The 15,612-nt window shown below is 72.7% G+C and carries 17 protein-coding genes; 8 read left to right on the top strand and 9 right to left on the bottom strand.

The genetic code is table 11. The features are described 5' to 3' along the window. Positions 1-186: 186 nt before the first annotated feature. Positions 187-2,541, bottom strand: a complete 2,355-nt coding sequence (locus ACZ67M_RS18820; protein WP_469851796.1) for a glycoside hydrolase family 65 protein — start codon at positions 2,539-2,541, stop codon at positions 187-189. Further along, positions 2,538-3,278 carry a beta-phosphoglucomutase family hydrolase gene (locus tag ACZ67M_RS18825; RefSeq protein WP_392101382.1) on the bottom strand — a complete coding sequence of 247 codons (741 nt, stop codon included), beginning with the start codon at positions 3,276-3,278 and terminating at the stop codon, positions 2,538-2,540. Before ACZ67M_RS18825 ends, ACZ67M_RS18820 begins: the two co-directional genes overlap by 4 nt. 54 nt (positions 3,279-3,332) lie before the next feature. On the opposite strand from ACZ67M_RS18825, the gene ACZ67M_RS18830 reads away from it, so the two are divergent. After that, positions 3,333-3,980, top strand: a complete 648-nt coding sequence (locus ACZ67M_RS18830; RefSeq protein WP_469851798.1) for a nucleoside/nucleotide kinase family protein — start codon at positions 3,333-3,335, stop codon at positions 3,978-3,980. 52 nt (positions 3,981-4,032) lie between these two features. Here ACZ67M_RS18830 and ACZ67M_RS18835 read toward each other — a convergent pair whose 3' ends face one another. After that, positions 4,033-4,194: a hypothetical protein gene (locus ACZ67M_RS18835; protein WP_163015713.1), complete on the bottom strand. Its 162-nt coding sequence runs from the start codon at positions 4,192-4,194 to the stop codon at positions 4,033-4,035. Positions 4,195-4,386: 192 nt separating this feature from the next. On the opposite strand from ACZ67M_RS18835, the gene ACZ67M_RS18840 reads away from it, so the two are divergent. After that, the gene (locus ACZ67M_RS18840) at positions 4,387-5,304 is read left to right on the top strand and encodes a MurR/RpiR family transcriptional regulator (RefSeq protein WP_385796751.1); all 918 of its coding nucleotides are present in this window, start codon (positions 4,387-4,389) and stop codon (positions 5,302-5,304) included. Between the two features lie 339 nt (positions 5,305-5,643). Continuing rightward, complete coding sequence (locus ACZ67M_RS18845) at positions 5,644-6,027, top strand: hypothetical protein (protein WP_361367086.1); 384 nt, start codon at positions 5,644-5,646, stop codon at positions 6,025-6,027. A 13-nt stretch (positions 6,028-6,040) separates the two neighbouring features. Here the strand turns inward: ACZ67M_RS18845 and ACZ67M_RS18850 are convergent, their stop codons facing one another. Together ACZ67M_RS18850 and ACZ67M_RS18855 are read right to left on the bottom strand one after the other, a co-directional pair. Further along, entirely contained in the window at positions 6,041-6,529 is a 489-nt protein-coding gene (locus ACZ67M_RS18850; RefSeq protein ID WP_361367083.1) for a flavin reductase family protein, read from the bottom strand. A 10-nt stretch (positions 6,530-6,539) separates the two neighbouring features. Continuing rightward, positions 6,540-7,400, bottom strand: a complete 861-nt coding sequence (locus ACZ67M_RS18855; protein WP_469851801.1) for an ATP-grasp domain-containing protein — start codon at positions 7,398-7,400, stop codon at positions 6,540-6,542. 128 nt (positions 7,401-7,528) lie between these two features. On the opposite strand from ACZ67M_RS18855, the gene ACZ67M_RS18860 reads away from it, so the two are divergent. Further along, the gene (locus ACZ67M_RS18860; protein ID WP_385796744.1) at positions 7,529-8,275 is read left to right on the top strand and encodes a TetR family transcriptional regulator; all 747 of its coding nucleotides are present in this window, start codon (positions 7,529-7,531) and stop codon (positions 8,273-8,275) included. A gap of 137 nt (positions 8,276-8,412) precedes the next feature. Next, the gene (locus ACZ67M_RS18865) at positions 8,413-8,826 is read left to right on the top strand and encodes a Zn-ribbon domain-containing OB-fold protein (protein WP_392013335.1); all 414 of its coding nucleotides are present in this window, start codon (positions 8,413-8,415) and stop codon (positions 8,824-8,826) included. Between the two features lie 7 nt (positions 8,827-8,833). On the opposite strand, the gene ACZ67M_RS18870 is transcribed toward ACZ67M_RS18865, so the two are convergent. Both ACZ67M_RS18870 and ACZ67M_RS18875 read right to left on the bottom strand, forming a co-directional pair. Further along, positions 8,834-9,229: a PPOX class F420-dependent oxidoreductase gene (locus tag ACZ67M_RS18870; RefSeq protein ID WP_361367072.1), complete on the bottom strand. Its 396-nt coding sequence runs from the start codon at positions 9,227-9,229 to the stop codon at positions 8,834-8,836. A 59-nt stretch (positions 9,230-9,288) separates the two neighbouring features. Then, entirely contained in the window at positions 9,289-10,467 is a 1,179-nt protein-coding gene (locus ACZ67M_RS18875) for a MalY/PatB family protein (RefSeq protein ID WP_469851803.1), read from the bottom strand. Between the two features lie 153 nt (positions 10,468-10,620). On the opposite strand from ACZ67M_RS18875, the gene ACZ67M_RS18880 reads away from it, so the two are divergent. Continuing rightward, positions 10,621-11,982, top strand: a complete 1,362-nt coding sequence (locus ACZ67M_RS18880; protein ID WP_469851805.1) for a S1 family peptidase — start codon at positions 10,621-10,623, stop codon at positions 11,980-11,982. 85 nt (positions 11,983-12,067) lie between these two features. Here the strand turns inward: ACZ67M_RS18880 and ACZ67M_RS18885 are convergent, their stop codons facing one another. Together ACZ67M_RS18885 and ACZ67M_RS18890 are read right to left on the bottom strand one after the other, a co-directional pair. Beyond that, positions 12,068-12,253 (bottom strand): hypothetical protein, encoded by a 186-nt coding sequence (locus ACZ67M_RS18885; protein ID WP_361367064.1) that lies wholly within the window; start codon positions 12,251-12,253, stop codon positions 12,068-12,070. 150 nt (positions 12,254-12,403) lie between these two features. Continuing rightward, positions 12,404-13,567, bottom strand: a complete 1,164-nt coding sequence (locus ACZ67M_RS18890) for an ROK family protein (RefSeq protein WP_469851807.1) — start codon at positions 13,565-13,567, stop codon at positions 12,404-12,406. A 164-nt stretch (positions 13,568-13,731) separates the two neighbouring features. On the opposite strand from ACZ67M_RS18890, the gene ACZ67M_RS18895 reads away from it, so the two are divergent. Then, on the top strand, positions 13,732-14,631 hold the full coding sequence (locus ACZ67M_RS18895; protein WP_122615464.1) for a carbohydrate ABC transporter permease: 900 nt from the start codon (positions 13,732-13,734) through the stop codon (positions 14,629-14,631). 16 nt (positions 14,632-14,647) lie between these two features. Then, entirely contained in the window at positions 14,648-15,610 is a 963-nt protein-coding gene (locus ACZ67M_RS18900; protein WP_469851808.1) for a carbohydrate ABC transporter permease, read from the top strand. Positions 15,611-15,612: the final 2 nt, after the last annotated feature.

Consider the following 15,612-nt stretch of genomic DNA (forward strand, 5'->3'; position numbering starts at 1 on the left):
CGTGCACCCCTCACCCCCGCACCTCGCGGGGCCGCTCGGTCCTCACCTCCTGCCGCCCGTGGCGGGAGCCCGGAAAACCCGGAAATCAAGGTCAAACTAACCTGAGGCCCGGCGAAGTGCTCGATAGAACTCGGCCAGTCGGGCAGTGTCGTGCGTCACGGTGTCCGAGGGCTCGCCGCCATCCGGTCAGGGCTCGTTGGGGCGCCGGTGCAGGGGCTGTTCGGGTGTCGGGCGCCGCTTCGGCGCGGGGACGGGGAGGGTGACGGGGCCGTCCCCGTTCACATGGACCTCCGTCTCGAGGTGACGGATGGTCAGGGGATCACCGGTCAGCAGCCTGTACGTGGCCCGGCCGGAGTCGATCTCCACGCTCAGGCACCGGCCGCGGAACTGGAGCCGGAAGGCGAGGCGGCTGAACTTCTCGGGCAGGCGCGGGGTGAACCGGAGGCTGTCACCTTCCCTGCGGGTGCCGCCGAACCCCGCGACCAGGGCCATCCACGTGCCGGCCAGCGAGGCGATGTGGAGTCCGTCGCGGGTGTTGTGCTCCAGGTCCGCCAGGTCCATCAGGGCGGCCTCGGCGGCGTAGTCGTAGGCCAGGCGCAGGTGTCCCGTCTGGGCGGCGACGATGGCCTGGCAGCACGCGGACAGCGAGGAGTCCCGCACGGTCAGCGGCTCGTAGTAGGCGAAGTTCGCGGCGATCTGGTCCTCGTCGCAGTGGGCGTCGAACCAGCTGCCGCAGGTGTACATCGCCAGCACCAGGTCGGACTGCTTGATCACCTGCTTGCGGTACAGGTCGAAGTAGGGGAAGTGCAGCATCAGCGGGTACTGGTCGGCGGCCGTCGAGGCGAAGTCCCAGCGCTGGTAGCGGGTGAAGCCCGCGTGCTGCTCGTGGACGCCGATCTCGTCGTTGTACGAGATGTGCACCGACTCGGCGGCGTCCCGCCAGGCAGCGCTCTCCTCGTCGTCGACGCCGAGGTGGGTCGCCTCGTCCGGGTGGCGTTCGCAGGCGTCGGCCGCGGCGAGGAGGTTCGAGCGGGCCATGAGGTTGGTGTAGGTGTTGTCGTCGGCGATGGCGCTGTACTCGTCCGGGCCGGTGACGCCGTCGATGTGGAAGACGCCGTGGTGGTCGTGGTGGCCCAGGGAGCGCCACAGGCGTGCCGTCTCCACCAGCAGTTCCAGGGCGGTGTCGCGTTCGAAGTCGGTGTCGCCGGTCGCCGCCGTGTAGCGGACCGCGGCGTGCGCGATGTCGGCGGCCACGTGGAACGCGGCGGTGCCGGCCGGCCAGTACGCGGAGCCCTCCGACCCGTCGATCGTGCGCCACGGGAAGGCGGCGCCGCTCAGCCCGAGTTGAGTGGCGCGGTCCCGGGCGGCGGGCAAGGTGTCCTGGCGCCAGCGCAGCGCCTCGGCGACGGCCTTGGGGGCGGTGTAGGTGAGGACGGGCAGCACGAACATCTCGGTGTCCCAGAACGCGTGCCCGTCATATCCGGAACCGGTGAGTCCCTTGGCCGGAATCGCCCGCTTCTCGGCGCGGGCCCCGGCCTGGAGCACGTGGAACAGCGCGAAGCGCACGGCCTGCTGGATCTCCTCGTCGCCGTGCACCTCGACGTCCGCGCTGGCCCAGAAGTCGTCGAGGTAGGCGCGCTGTTCGGCGACCAGGCCGTCCCAGCCGCCGTGCGCGGCGGCGGCCAGCGCCGCGTCGACCTGGTCGCTCATGGCGGGCCGCGACCGGGCGCCCGACCAGCCGTGGGCGACCGTCTTCTGCACCCGCAGCCGCTGTCCCGGCTCCAGTACCGAGGTGATGGTCAGCCGGGCGACGTCGTCGACGCTCTCCGCACTGGTGCCGGTCCCACCGGGGCCGTCCACCACGTGGTCGGCGGCCACGGCGACCCTGAGCCCGCTGCTCCGAGTGCGGTGGACCAGCAGCAACCGCGTCCCCAGGGCGAGGTGCTCCTCCGGCTCCAGCGGGGACTGGAGGGCCTTGGCCGCCCTGGGGTCGCCGTCGGGGTCGGGCAGGCTCTCGTTGGTGACGAGTTCGGACTGGATGACCACCCGGGTGCGGCTGTCGAGGGGCTCGACCTCGTACTCCACGGCGGCGATGGCGCGCTGGGTGAGGGAGACCAGCCGGGTGGAGCGCACCCGGATGGTCGTACCGGCCGGGGAGGTCCACTCGCAGGTCCGCTCCAGGACGCCGCGCCTGAGGTCCAGGGTGCGTTCGTGTTTGCGGAGCCGTCCGTAGCGCAGGTCGAAGGGCTCGTCGTCGACGAGGAGCCGCAGCAGTTTGCCGTTGGTGACGTTGATGACGGTCTGGCCGGCCTCGGGGTAGCCGTAGCCCGCCTCGGCGTACGGCAGCGGGTGGAGTTCGTACACGCCGTTGAGGTAGCTGCCGGGCAGGCCGTTGGGTTCGCCCTCGTCGAGGTTGCCGCGCCAGCCGACGTGCCCGTTGGACAGGGCGAAGACGGACTCGCTCTGGGCCAGGAGGTCGAGGTTGAGGGAGGTCTCGCGCACCCGCCACGGTTCCACGGTGTACGTCCGGTTGGTGATCACGCGCGGCCTCCCAGCTCGGCGAGGTCCTTGACGACGCGGTCGGCGCCGTGGGCGTAGAGGGCGTCGGTCTGGCCGACGCGGTCGACGCCGACGACGAAGCCGAAGTGTCCGGAGCGGCCCGCGTCCATGCCGGCCAGCGCGTCCTCGAAGACGGCGGCGCGGGAGGGGTCGACGCCGAGGTCGCGGGCGGCGGCGAGGAAGGTGTCGGGGTTAGGTTTGCCCGGCAGCTTCCGTTCCCGGGCGACCACGCCGTCGATCCGCACGTCGAACAGGCCCTCTGCGTCGATGGAGTGGAGCACGTCCCGGGTGTTGGCGCTGGAGGAGACGATCGCGGTGGCGAGGCCGGCGGCGCGGACCGCGTCGATGTAGCGCAGGGTGCCCTCGTACGGCTCCACGCCGTCGGTGCGGATCTTCGCCAGGAGCAGTTCGTTCTTGCGGTTGCCGACGCCGTTGACGGTGGGCGCGTCCGGTGGGTCGTCGGGTCCGCCCTCGGGCAGTTCGACGCCCCGGGAGGCGAGGAAGGAGCGGACGCCGTCGGCGCGGGGGCGGCCGTCGACGTACTCGTCGTAGTCGGAGTCGGTGAAGGGGCGGAAGTCCGCGCCGTCGCGCTCTCGCAGGAAGGCGTCGAACGTCTCCTTCCAGGCGGCGGCGTGCACCACCGCCGTCCTGGTGACGACCCCGTCGAGGTCGAAGAGACAGGCCTGGATGGCGTCGGGAAGTCCCAGCTGCGTACTCATACACCCCACAGTTCCCCGCCGGGGCACGTCCCATCGGGTGACACACTGTGCGGTGTGCCGCTGACCTTCGACGACCTCCTCGCCCGTGCCCGCGCCCTCCCCCCGGACGGGCGACGCGCCGTCCTCGGCATCGCGGGCGCTCCCGGCGCCGGGAAGTCGACGCTGGCCGAGCGTCTGGTGCGGGAGCTGAACGGCGCGGGCGAGCCCTGGGCGGCGCACGTCCCCATGGACGGCTTCCACCTCGCGGACGCCGAACTGGACCGGCTGGGCCTGCGGCACCGCAAGGGCGCGCCGGACACCTTCGACGCGGCCGGGTACGCGGCGCTTCTGGGCCGGCTGCGCGAGGAGGACGGCGACGGCATCGTGTACGCGCCCGGCTTCGAGCGGGTGCTGGAGCAGCCCCTCGCCGGGGCCGTGCCCGTGCCGCCGTCGGCGCGGCTGGTGGTGACGGAGGGCAACTACCTGCTCCTCGGGACCGGCGCGTGGCGGCGGGTGCGGCCCCGGCTCGACGAGGTGTGGTTCTGCGGGCTCACCGAGGCGGAGCGGATCCGCCGGCTGGTCGCCCGGCACGAGCGGTTCGGCAAGACCCCCGAGCAGGCGCGCGCCTGGGCCCTCGGCACCGACCAGGCCAACGCGGACCTGGTCGCCGCGAGCAGGCACCGGGCCGACCTGGTGGTACCGGCGGAGGTGCTGGGCGGCTAGGGGGTGTCCGGCGTTCCCGTCGTCGCCCGCCCCGCTCACCCCGGCGGGCGGTTCACTCCTCGGCGTAGTCGTCCGGGCGGACGTGCGCCTCCTCCAGGGCCTCGCGCAGGGTCCGGCCGGTGCCGCCCGGCGGGCGCGGCGGTTCGTCCTCGCGCCGGTCCGGGGCGGCTTCGGTGGTGTCGGTCTTCGGCCGGTTCTCTTCCGGGACGGTCATGACCGGGGCTCCTCGTCCGTGTCCGCGTGCTGTTCCGTGTCCGCGGGCCGCAGGGGCCGGCGGGACCTTCCGTCGCGGCGGGTTCCCGTACGGCGCGCCGCTATCCCCCGCCGGGCGGCCTCGTCGGACCGCCGTGCCCACCACGGGGGGTGAGCTATGTTGACCTTCGTGGGAGACAAAGGAGGCGCACCCGTGCCATCGCCGCAGCAGGCACGCGCACAGGCATCGGCGATCACCTCGGGGCGGGCGGCCCCGGAGACGGCGGCCTCCCCCACCTCCCGGCTCCGGACGCTGTTCGACCGGCCCCGCCTCTCCCCGGGACAGCGGCGCATCGCCCAGTACCTGATCGAGCACCTGCACGAGGCGGCGTTCCTGTCGATCACCGACCTCGCCGACCGGGTCGGGGTGAGCCAGCCCTCGGTGACGCGGTTCGCGTCGGCGGTCGGCTTCAGCGGTTACCCGGCGCTGCGCGAGCGCCTCCAGTCGATCGCGCTGGGCAGCCGGGGCACGGTGGCGGCCGAGGAGAACCGGGGCAACGAACTCCAGGCGGCCGTGGACGCCGAGATCGAGAACCTGGAGAACCTGCGGCGCGACTTCGCCGACGCGGACCGGGTGATCGACGTCGGCCGCAAGCTGGCCGCCTCGGCGCCGCTGACCGTCCTCGGGCTGCGCATCTCCGTCTCCCTGGCCGAGTACTTCGCCTACGCGGCCCGCCGGGTCCATCCCGACGTACGCCTGGTGACCCGGGGCGGCACCGTCGCCTACGACGCCCTGCTCCAGTCCCGGGAGGCGGGCGGCACCTGGGTGCTGGCCTTCTCCATGCCCCGGCACGCCCACGAGACCCTGGGCGCCGTGCGCGTGGCACGCGGTGCCGGCCTCAAGGTGGCGCTGATCACCGACCTGGCGCTCGGCCCGGTGGTGGACGAGGCCGACGTCACCTTCGCCACCGGCACCGGTTCGCGGCTGGTCTTCGACTCCTACGCGGCGCCGGGCGTGATGTGCGCGGCGCTGCTCCAGGCCATGACCGACGCCGATCCGGAACGGACGCAGGCGCGGCTTGAGGAGTACGAGCAGGTCGCCGACCAGCACCACTTCTTCCTGCGGGACTGAGCCGCGGGGAGAAGTCGCCTCCCCGACGCGGGGGCGGCGTGGAGATTGGTCGGCGCATATGAGGGCCATCCACGGCAAAGCAGGCATGAATGTTTTCATACGTCTTGCAAAGCGGATGGCATATATAAATACTGCTCACGGATCGCGACCCGGCCGTCCCGGACCGCGTCCACACCTGCCGCGAACATCTCCGGACGCCGATTCCTACCCGCTCCGGCGCACCGGGATGTTCCGGTCGGGCATCGCCTGCGCGAGCGCCCGCGGCGGTCCCGGTCGTCCCCTGGACCGGGACCGCCCCCACCCGTCGCCCACCCCGTCGACGCCGCACACCCGGAAGCGATGATCATGCCCCTGACGACCACGCGCATCAGCCCGGACTGGCCCTGCCAGGTCAAGGCCCCCGGCAGCTACGACTGGGAACGCTCGGCGGCCAAGTGGCTGCGCGAACTGGTGCCGGCCCGGTACGCCGGTTATCCGGCGCTGATCCGGCACCCCGTGCTGCTCGCCCGCCACGCGCAGATCCAGGTGGAGCACGAGATCCGGGTGGCGCGCACCGCGCTCCAGACCGCGCGGGCGGACCTGCCGCGGCTCGGCCTGCACGAGGGGGTCATCGAGCACACCATCAAGCTGTACGCGGCGGAGGTGCTCCAGTTGCAGCACATCGCGCGCAGCGTGCGGGCCGTCACCGAGGCCCTGGTCGAACGGGGCTCCGCCGGACGCTGACCCCGCGCCCCGGTCAGTCCACCGGGTGGCCGGGGCGGATGGCGCGGGCGTCGCCGAGGCGCAGCAGCGGTCCGGCGGACGTCTCGCGCCCGCCCCACTCGACCGGTTCGAGGACGAAACCCACGTGGTCGCCCCCGGGTGCCCGCGCCACCACCCGCCCGACGAACCACGCCTCCGCGTCCTCCAGGACGACGGCCCCGCCGTACCCCTCGCGCCGGCGGACCCCGTGGAACTTGTCGACGTCGTCGCCGGTCCGCCCGCCGAACAACTCGGCCATCCCGCGCTGGTCGCGGGCGAGGAGGTGCACGGCCAGGACGTCGGCGGACGACGCCACCCGGTAGGTCCGGTTGACCTCGGAGAGCCACACGGCGTACCGGACGGGCTCGATGGAGCACTGAGAGGAGAACCCGACCAGGCAACCGGCCCGCTCCCCGCCCGCCGCGGCCGTCACCACGCACATGTCGGGGTCGAGCCGGTGCAGGAAGACGTCCATGGCGGCCATGACCGCCATGCTAGGTCCTGTCGGCCTCGGCGGGCCGGGTCGCCAGGAGGCGCCGCAGGGCGGTGCGCAGCGCGCCGACGAACGCGTCGCGGCCCGGTTCGTCCAGGGCGTCGAGCGACAGGTACGGGTTGAGGTCCTCCAGTTCGACCAGCAGCAGCTCACCGCCGGGTGCCCGGCAGGCGTCCACGCGCTGGACGCCGTGGTCGACGCCGTTCCACTCGATGAACCGCCGCGCGAAGTCCAGGTCGGCCACGGTGGCGTCGTACGGCTCCAGTTGCCAGCGCCGATCGGGACGCGGCGCGTACAGGGCGTACTGGAAGTCGTGGTCGACGAAGTAGAAGGACACCTCGTACGCGAAGTCCACGCGCGGCTGGACGAGCAGTTCCCCGGCGCCGGTGCCCAGCGCCTCGCGCACCCGGTCCGCGGGCACGATCCGCAGGCCCGCCGAGTCCGCGCCGAGCATGGGCTTGACGACGTACTCGTCGGCAACGGGCAGCAGGTGCAGGTCCTCGGCCCGGCCGGCGGTGGGGATGACCGGGAATCCGGCGGCGGTGAGGTCGAGCAGGTACTGCTTGCCGGCCATGTCGGCCCGGCCGGTGAGCTGGTTGTAGACGAGGGTTCCGCGCTCGGCGGCCCGCTCGCGGAAGGCGTCGTACGCGTCCTTGTGGCCCAGCACCGGGCCGCTGTTGCGGACGACGACGGCGTCGAAGGCGTCCAGCAGCGCGGCGGCGTCCCGCGGATGGCACAGGGCCAGGTCGAACTCCTCGCGCAGCCGCGAGGTCAGGAAGATGTCCTCGTCGCAGTAGCGCCGTCCGCGTGCCTCGTAGGCCAGGTCGGTGACGTACAGGAGGCGGGGGCGGGCGGACGGCATGCGGACTCCTCGTTGCTGATCGGAAGTGATCGTATGCGACCGGGGCTGCCCGGTGACGAGCGCACTCAGTTCCCTCTCTCGGCTGCACTCAGTGCCATGCACGTCGGTGAGCTGCTACGTTCCCCCTCATGAGCACCAGCAGTGCGGCGCCCCGCCGCGGGGACGGGACGGACGCGGCGGGTGCCCGGCCGCCGATGCGGGAGGCGCTGGTCGCGGCGGCCTTCCGGCTGTTCCTGGAGCGCGGCTACGAACAGACCACCGTCGACGACATCGTCGCCCTGGCCGGCGTCGGACGGCGGTCCTTCTTCCGCTACTTCCCGTCCAAGGAGGACGTGGTATTCCCGGACCACGAGCGGTGCCTGGCCGACATGACGGCCTTCCTGGCGGCCTCGCCCGAGGACGCCGACCCGGTGCGGCGGGTCTGCGACGCGGCCCGTCTGGTCCTGCGCATGTACGCCGAGAACCCGGACTTCTCCGTGCAGCGCTACCACCTCACCAAGCGGGTCGCCGGGTTGCGCGCCTACGAGCTGTCGGTGGTGTGGCGCTACGAACGCGCCCTCGCCGAGTACCTGCGCGGGCGCCTGGGCGGACGGCCGGACGGCCGACTGCGCGCCGACGTGATCGCGGCCGCGGTGGTCGCGGCGCACAACAACGCCCTGCGCAGCTGGCTCCGTTCGGACGGGCGGGACGACGCGGGCGCCGCGGTGGACCACGCGCTGGGCTACGCCCAGTCCACGTTCGGCGACGTCCCGGTGGCACCCCGGGGCGGGACGCCCGAGGACCTGGTGGTCGTGGCCGCGCGGCGCGGGACGCCCCTGTGGCAGGTCCTCCGGGAGATCGAGACGGCCTTCACGGACGACCGAACGCCCAATTGAGGGTACGGAGTGCCTTTACGTGTGACACTGAGTGCCATACGCTCATCGCGTGCACGGTGGCACGGACCAGCCGCGCACACGCGTGCCCGGCGACCGCGCACGCGGGATTCCGGCCCGAGTGCAGGGAGTTGACCAGCGTGTACCACCACTCAGGAAACGTCGCTCAGCGGACAGCCGGCTCCCCGACGGGCGTCCTCGACCCCCAGGCGCCCGACACCGAGGCCGTCTTCTTCCAGCGCTGCACCTGGTGCGGCACCGCGATGTACCACCGGGTGCTGTGCCCGGTCTGCCGCGGCAGCGAGCTGCGCACCGAACGCAGCGAGGGCGCCGGCACGGTGCGCCACGCCACGGTGGTGCACCGCAACAGCCCCGCCGCGCGCAACGTGTCCCTGATAGAGATGGCCGAGGGCTTCGTGCTGCGCGGCCGTGTCATGGGTCCGCTCATCGGCATCCACAGCGGCGACCGGGTGCGCCTGTCCACGGCCAAGGACCCGGTGCGGGGCGAGCCGGTCTTCCAGCTGGTCGACGAGCCGTACCGGGCCTGGACCTGAGGGCCGGTCAGGGCCCGGGCGGCGTCGGCGTGATGCGGATGCCCAGGGTGCCGTCCAGCCCCCGGCGCAGCCGGCTGCCGAAGAGGGTGAGCCTGCCGAGGACGCCGTACTTGCGGGCGAGCAGCTTCCGGTAGCGGGCGGTGGTGGCCGCGTCGCAGATCTCCGCCGTCCCCGGCACCTGGTCGCCGGTCGGCCGGCCGCGCACGTCGCAGGGGCCGATCAGCACGTCGGCGCGGTTGCGCACGCGCTTGACCTTCCAGGAGTCGGCGGCGGTCCAGACGCCGAGCGCGTCGCCGTCCCGTACCACCCACACCGGGGTGGCCACCTGGGTGCCGTTCTTCCGGTAGGTCGTGACCAGCAGGTACTTGCCGGCGCCGAGCCGGTCCAGTGACGCGTCGTCCATGGTCCCGAAGTCTAGGCCCAGGCCCCCGGTTCACACCCGTCCGCCCGGCACCCCGTCCTTCACTCCAGGGCCGCCCGCATCCGCCGCACCGCATCCGTGATCACCTCCGGCGAGGTCGCCAGGTTGAGCCGCAGGTGCCCCGCCCCGCCGGTGCCGAAGGGGATGCCGGAGCTGAGGGCCACCCGCCCCCGGTCGAGGAAGACCCGCGCCGGGTCGTCGCCGAGACCGAGCGCCCGGCAGTCGAGCCACGCCAGGTAGGTGGCCTCCCCGGCCCGGTGGACGACCCCGGGCAGCTGCTCGGCGAGCAGGCCGGTGAGCAGCCGCCGGTTCTCGTCGAGCCCCGCGAGTACCGCGTCCAGCCAGTCCGTGCCGTCGCGCAGGGCGGCGGTGTGGGCGAGTACGCCCACGTGGCTCGGTCCGTGGCCGACCTCCTCCGGCATCCGCGCCAGGTCGTCGGCGGCGCCGGGTCCGGCGAGGGCGAGTGCCGCCTTCAGCCCGGCCAGGTTCCAGCCCTTGGACGCGGACATCAGCGCGAGCCCGCGTCCGGCGCCGGGGACGCTCAGGTAGGGCACGAACCGCGCGTCCCCGGTGACGACCGGCGCGTGGATCTCGTCGGCGACGACCCGGACGCCGTGGCGCTCCGCGAGGGCGGCGACGGCGGCCAGCTCGTCGGCGGTGTGCACGGTGCCGGTCGGGTTGTGCGGGCTGCACAGCAGGTAGGCGGCCCGCCCACCGCCGGCCACGGCCCGCCGGAACGCCTCCTCCAGCGCCCCGAGGTCGATCCGCAGGCCGGGGCCGAGCGGCGCCTCGACGATCCGCCGGTCCATGTGGCCCACGAACTGGAAGAACGGCGGGTACACGGGCGGGTTGACGATCACGGGGTCGCCGGGCCCCGTGACGAGCTTGAGCATCTCGACGACGCCCAGCATCACGTCGGGCACGATCGCCGTGCGCTCCACGGCCAGGCCGTCCCAGCCCCACCTCTTGCCGGCGAAGTCCGCGAGGGCCTCGGCGTAGGCGGTGCCGGCGGGGTAGCCGGTGTCGCCGAGTTCCATCGCCTCGGTGACCGCGCGCACGACGGCGGGGGCGAGCGGCACGTCCATCTCGGCCACCCACAGCGGCAGCACGTCGGCGGGGTAGGTGCGCCACTTCATGCTCGTACGGCGGCGCAGCCGGTCCAGGGTGAGGGCGCGCAGGGGGTCGGGGTCTCCGGGCCGGTCGTGCGGGATGCGGGTCATGGGGCACAAGATAGGCCGCCCCGCCGGAGCGGCGAAACAAGGCCGCCGGCCCGGTGAACACCCGCGTGTCCGTCCCCGTATGGGAGGAGGGCGCTCGACGTCCGGAGGCCCCCGCGGTGGTGACACCGCGTGTCGGGGTTCGGGAGCGCACGCATGAGGCACGCACGACGACGCATGGTCCGGCGAGTGGCACGGCTGGCGGCCGTCGGCGGACTGCTGGTCGGGGGGACGATGGTCACCCGGGCCGTGGCGAGCGAGCCGCCCGACGTGTCGGCTACACCGCGCACCCTGGCGCAGACGGCGTCCGGCACCGGTGCCGGCCTGGTGTCGGAGCTGGGCGACGAGCACACGGCGGGCCACTGGGTCGGTGCCGACGGACGGCCGGTCGTCGCGGTCACCGACGAGCGCACGGCGGAGACGGTGCGGCGGGCGGGTGCCGAGGCGAAGGTCGTGCGGCACAGCATGTCGGAGCTGAGGTCGGCGACCTCGACGCTGCGGTCGGCGCCCCGGGTGCCGGGCACGGCGTGGGCGCTCGACTACCGGTCGAACGAGGTGGTGGTCCGCGGTGACCGCACCGTCTCCACGTCGGACTGGTCGCGCCTGACGGGGGTGGCGGAGGGGATCGGCGGTTTCGTCCGCATGGAGCGCACCGAGGGGGCGTTCACCACGCGTCTGAACGGCGCGGTGCCGATCCTGTCCACCGCGGGGCGCTGTTCGGCGGGGTTCAACGTGACCGACGGGCGCAGCGAGTTCATCCTGACCGCCGGTCACTGCGGGCCGACGGGGTCGGTCTGGTTCGGTGACGGCGGGGGTGACCGGCAGGTCGGCAAGACGGTCGCGGGCAGCTTCCCCGGGGACGACTTCTCCCTGGTGGAGTACGCCAACGGCAAGGCGGGCGACGGCGCCGACGTGGTGGCGGTGGGCGACGGCAAGGGGGTGCGGATCACGGGCGTCGGCGAACCGGCCGTCGGGCAGCGGGTGTTCCGCAGCGGCAGCACCAGCGGGCTGCGGGACGGGCAGGTCACGGCGCTGGACGCGACGGTCAACTACCCGGAGGGCACCGTCTCCGGGCTGATCGAGACCGACGTGTGCGCCGAACCCGGGGACAGCGGTGGGCCGATGTTCTCCGAGGGCGTCGCGCTGGGAGTGACCTCGGGCGGCAACGGCGACTGCGCGAAGGGCGGTACGACGTTCTTCCAGCCGCTGCCGGAGGCCATGGAGTCGCTCGGCGTCCGCCTGATCGTCGCCGGGCAGCAGGGGTCCGGACCGGGCGCCGCGCCCTCGGCGCCGGCCGCCGGTGGCGGCGCTCCCGGCGCCGCGGCACCGGGGGCGGCGGCTCCCGTGACGGGCGTCGACGGCTCGACGCTGCTCGCCCGGCTGACGGACCGACGCAACGTGGGCCCGGGTCTGCTGGTCGTGGCGGGCAGTCTCATGGCCCTGGTGGCCACGCGGTGGATCCGCGCCGAGGCGGACCGCAAGGCGTACCGGCGGCACTACTCGGCGACGTGGGGCTGAGCCGGGGGCGACGAGAAGGGCGTCCGCGTGGGGCGGACGCCGCGGGCCGGGGGCGCCGATGCGCCGAGGAGGGCTCGGACGGAGGTCAGGCGGCCTTCGCCGTCTCCGGGGCCGCGTTGGCCCACTCCATGACGAGCCGCTGGTACTCCGCGCGCTGCTCGACGCTCAGTGTCCCGCCCGACCGGAGCCAGAGGGCCCGGATCTCCTCGTTGACCTCGGCAGCCGATCGCTCGGAGGAGGGTTCAACAGTGGTGGACATGCTGTGAAGCATACGGCGACGGGCGTGAAGACGATGTGAGTAATCGCGAGCCAAACGGACATATCGGACCGTGTTGCTGGTCACGTCGCACGACCCATCTGTCAAGGCCCACCTGCGAGTTCGTCACCGCCGCATGTGTTCCACCGCACACGGGAGCCGACTTCAGGCCTGCGCCGCCCCCAGCACCAGTACCTGGATGGCCAGTACGGCCGCGCCGCGCGCCCAGTCGTGGAAGTCGGACACCTTGGTCTCCAGGGCGACCGGCGCGGCCTGCGGGTGCCGGTTGTCGCGGACGGCGCTCTCGACCACCTTTCCGGCCACGTCCATCAGCCCCACCCCCTCCCCCGCGAGCAGGATCTTCTGCGGCATCACGAAGTTGGCGATCTGGGCCACCAAGATGCCCAGGGCGCGTCCGGCCTCCTCGATCACCCGGGCGGCCATGGGCTCCTCGGCGGCGGCGGCCGCGAGGATCTCCTCCCAGGTCAGGTCATGTCCGGTGGCGGCACGGACCTGGTAGCGGATGTTGGGGATGGTCAGCAGCGACACCGCGCTGCCGCGCCGCCCGTCGGGGGTGAGCGGGCCGTGCGGGTCGACGATCCAGTGACGCCCGAACCCCCGGTCCTCGTCCCCCGCGTACGGCACCCGCCTGCCGCCGAGCACGAGCCCGTAGCCGATGCCGGCGCCGATGGTGAGGACGACGAACCGGTCCAGACCGCGCCCCGCCCCGAACCAGGTCTCGGCCTCCACGAAGGCGGCCGTGTCGTTCTCCACGACGACCGGCAGCCCGGTCCGCTCCTCGACGAGCGCGGCGAGCGGCACGCCCCGCCAGCCCAGGAAGGGTGACTCGCCGACCACGGCACGGTCCTCGACGAGTCCGCCGACACCGATACCGATCCCGGCGACCCCGGGGCGGCCGCGCGACAGCTCGCCGGTCATCCGGGCCAGCAGCGCGGCCACCTCGGCGGGATCGCGGGTGGTCAGCGGCCTGTCGTGCCGGGCGACGATCTCACTGCGGAGGGTGGTCGCGACGCCGTACACCATGTCCTGGGTGATCTTGAAGCCGACGAAGTAGCGGGAGTCCGCGACCACGTCGAGCGGCTGGGACGGGCGCCCCTGCCGCACTTCGGCCACCGCGCCCGCCTCGGGGACCTCCACCAGCAGTCGCGACTCGATGAGCGGCTTCGTCAGCCGGGTGAGGCTGCCGGGGGACAGACCCAGCCGCCGGGCGATCTCGGTCCGGGACAGCGGGCCGTGCACGAGCACCTCGATCGCCACGGAACGCTCACCGGGGCTCAGCGGGGGCCAGCTGGAAGCGGCTGCGGCCATGAAGATCGAACCCCTTTTTTTCCGCACCGGAAACAACATGGCCAGACTACGACCGAACTCATGGCCCGGAAAAGATGTTCGCACGCCTCTTGACGGCTTAATTGTTCCGCCCCAAAAGTATGTGACGCCAGGACGAGCCGCCGCCCCTGCGAGGGAGTCCCACGATGACCGTCGTCTCCAACAGTCCGCCGTCCCGCCCACGGGGTGACGGACGCCTCGCCGCCCTGTTCGTCGCACCGGCGCTCCTGGGCTTCGTGGTCTTCCTCCTGTGGCCGACCCTGCGCGGCGTCTACCTGAGCTTCACCAGCTTCAACCTGCTGACCCCCGCTCAGTGGGTGGGCCTGGACAACTACGTGCGAATGGTCCACGACCCCATCTTCTGGGACTCGCTGCGGGTGACCGTCGTCTACGTGGTCGTCAACATCGGGGTGCAGACGGTCTCGGCCCTGGCCATCGCCGTCCTGCTCCAGCGGCTGACGCAGTCCCCGGTGCTGCGCGGGATCGTGCTCACGCCGTACCTCATGTCCAACGTGGTGGCCGGCGTCGTCTGGCTGTGGATCCTGGACACCCAGCTCGGCATCGGCAACGAGATCGTCGCGGGCCTGGGTCTCGACCGCATCCCGTTCCTGGCCGACGAGACCTGGGCGGTCCCGGTCATCGCCCTGATCAACGTGTGGCGGCACGTGGGTTACACGGCACTGCTGCTGTTCGCGGGGCTCCAGGCCATCCCCAACGACATGTACGAGGCCGCGAAGGTGGACGGCGCGAGCGAGTGGCGGATGTTCCGGCGGATCACGATGCCGCTGCTGCGGCCGGTCCTCGCGGTCGTCCTGATCATGACGGTGATCGGCTCGTTCCAGGTCTTCGACACGGTCGCCGTGACCACCGCCGGCGGCCCGGCGAACGCCACCAACGTGCTCCAGTACTACATCTACGGCGCCGCCTTCGGCCGCTTCCAGTTCGGCTACGCCTCGGCCATGTCCGTAGCGCTGCTCGTCGTGCTGAGCGCCATCACCTTCGTCCAGTACCGGCTCACCCGGGCCGGACAGACCGACCTCGGCTGACCGGGAGGAGACCGAGATGACCGAGACGACCTCCGTGGCCGGCCCGCCCCCGGTGACCCGGACGGCCCCCGCGGCCGGCCCCGCGAAGGCACGGGGCGACCGGCGCCGCCTCTCCCCCGGGCGGATCGCGGCCTGGACGGTGATGGCCGCGATCGTGCTCATCACCGTGCTGCCGTTCTACTGGATCCTGCGCACCGCGCTGTCCACCAACACGGGCCTTGCCGCGCACCCGGCCGACCCGCTGCCGGTCGACCCGACCGCCGGCGGCTTCGAACGCGCCCTGGGCATGCAGTCCGCCGAGCAGGCGATCGCGCAGGGCGGCGCGGGCGGCGGGCTGAAGTTCTGGCGGTACCTGCTCAACTCGGTACTCGTCTCGACCCTGGTCACCGTCTGCCAGATCCTCTTCTCGGCGATGGCCGCCTACGCCTTCGCCCGGCTGCGCTGGCGGGGCCGGGACGCGGTGTTCGCCCTGTTCCTGGCCGGCCTGATGGTGCCGGCCATCTTCACCCTGCTGCCGAACTTCGTGCTCATCAAGGAACTCGGCCTGGTGGACTCGCTGCTGGGCATCGCCCTGCCGACGATGTTCATGACGCCCTTCGCGGTGTTCTTCCTGCGGCAGTTCTTCATGAACGTCCCCCGGGAGATCGAGGAGGCGGCCCTGCTGGACGGCGCGGGCAAGGTGCGGATCTTCTTCCGGGTCCTGCTGCCGATGGCGTCGACACCCGTCCTCACACTGTCCGTACTGACGTACATCACGTCCTGGAACGACTACTTCTGGCCGCTGATGGTCTCCTACAGCGACAGCTCACGGGTGCTGACCGTGGCGCTGGCCGTCTTCCGCGCCCAGAACCCGCAGAGCGGCACCGACTGGTCGGGGCTGATGGCGGCCACGCTCATCGCGGCACTGCCGATGCTGCTGCTCTTCGGCGTCTTCGCGCGCCGCATCGTCAGCACCATCGGCTTCACCGGCATCAAGTGAGG

The organism is Streptomyces sp. NPDC107500 (assembly GCF_055582785.1).

Excerpts from the sequence above, each read along its gene's own strand:
- ACZ67M_RS18885 (WP_361367064.1), bottom strand. The coding sequence starts at position 12,253 with ATGCTTCACAGCATGTCCACCACTGTTGAACCCTCCTCCGAGCGATCG.
- ACZ67M_RS18825 (WP_392101382.1), bottom strand. The coding sequence starts at position 3,278 with ATGAGTACGCAGCTGGGACTTCCCGACGCCATCCAGGCCTGTCTCTTC.
- ACZ67M_RS18900 (WP_469851808.1), top strand. The coding sequence starts at position 14,648 with ATGACCGAGACGACCTCCGTGGCCGGCCCGCCCCCGGTGACCCGGACG.
- ACZ67M_RS18850 (WP_361367083.1), bottom strand. The coding sequence starts at position 6,529 with ATGGCCGCCATGGACGTCTTCCTGCACCGGCTCGACCCCGACATGTGC.
- ACZ67M_RS18895 (WP_122615464.1), top strand. The coding sequence starts at position 13,732 with ATGACCGTCGTCTCCAACAGTCCGCCGTCCCGCCCACGGGGTGACGGA.
- ACZ67M_RS18875 (WP_469851803.1), bottom strand. The coding sequence starts at position 10,467 with ATGACCCGCATCCCGCACGACCGGCCCGGAGACCCCGACCCCCTGCGC.
- ACZ67M_RS18890 (WP_469851807.1), bottom strand. The coding sequence starts at position 13,567 with ATGGCCGCAGCCGCTTCCAGCTGGCCCCCGCTGAGCCCCGGTGAGCGT.
- ACZ67M_RS18845 (WP_361367086.1), top strand. The coding sequence starts at position 5,644 with ATGATCATGCCCCTGACGACCACGCGCATCAGCCCGGACTGGCCCTGC.
- ACZ67M_RS18880 (WP_469851805.1), top strand. The coding sequence starts at position 10,621 with ATGAGGCACGCACGACGACGCATGGTCCGGCGAGTGGCACGGCTGGCG.
- ACZ67M_RS18855 (WP_469851801.1), bottom strand. The coding sequence starts at position 7,400 with ATGCCGTCCGCCCGCCCCCGCCTCCTGTACGTCACCGACCTGGCCTAC.
- ACZ67M_RS18835 (WP_163015713.1), bottom strand. The coding sequence starts at position 4,194 with ATGACCGTCCCGGAAGAGAACCGGCCGAAGACCGACACCACCGAAGCC.
- ACZ67M_RS18860 (WP_385796744.1), top strand. The coding sequence starts at position 7,529 with ATGAGCACCAGCAGTGCGGCGCCCCGCCGCGGGGACGGGACGGACGCG.
- ACZ67M_RS18870 (WP_361367072.1), bottom strand. The coding sequence starts at position 9,229 with ATGGACGACGCGTCACTGGACCGGCTCGGCGCCGGCAAGTACCTGCTG.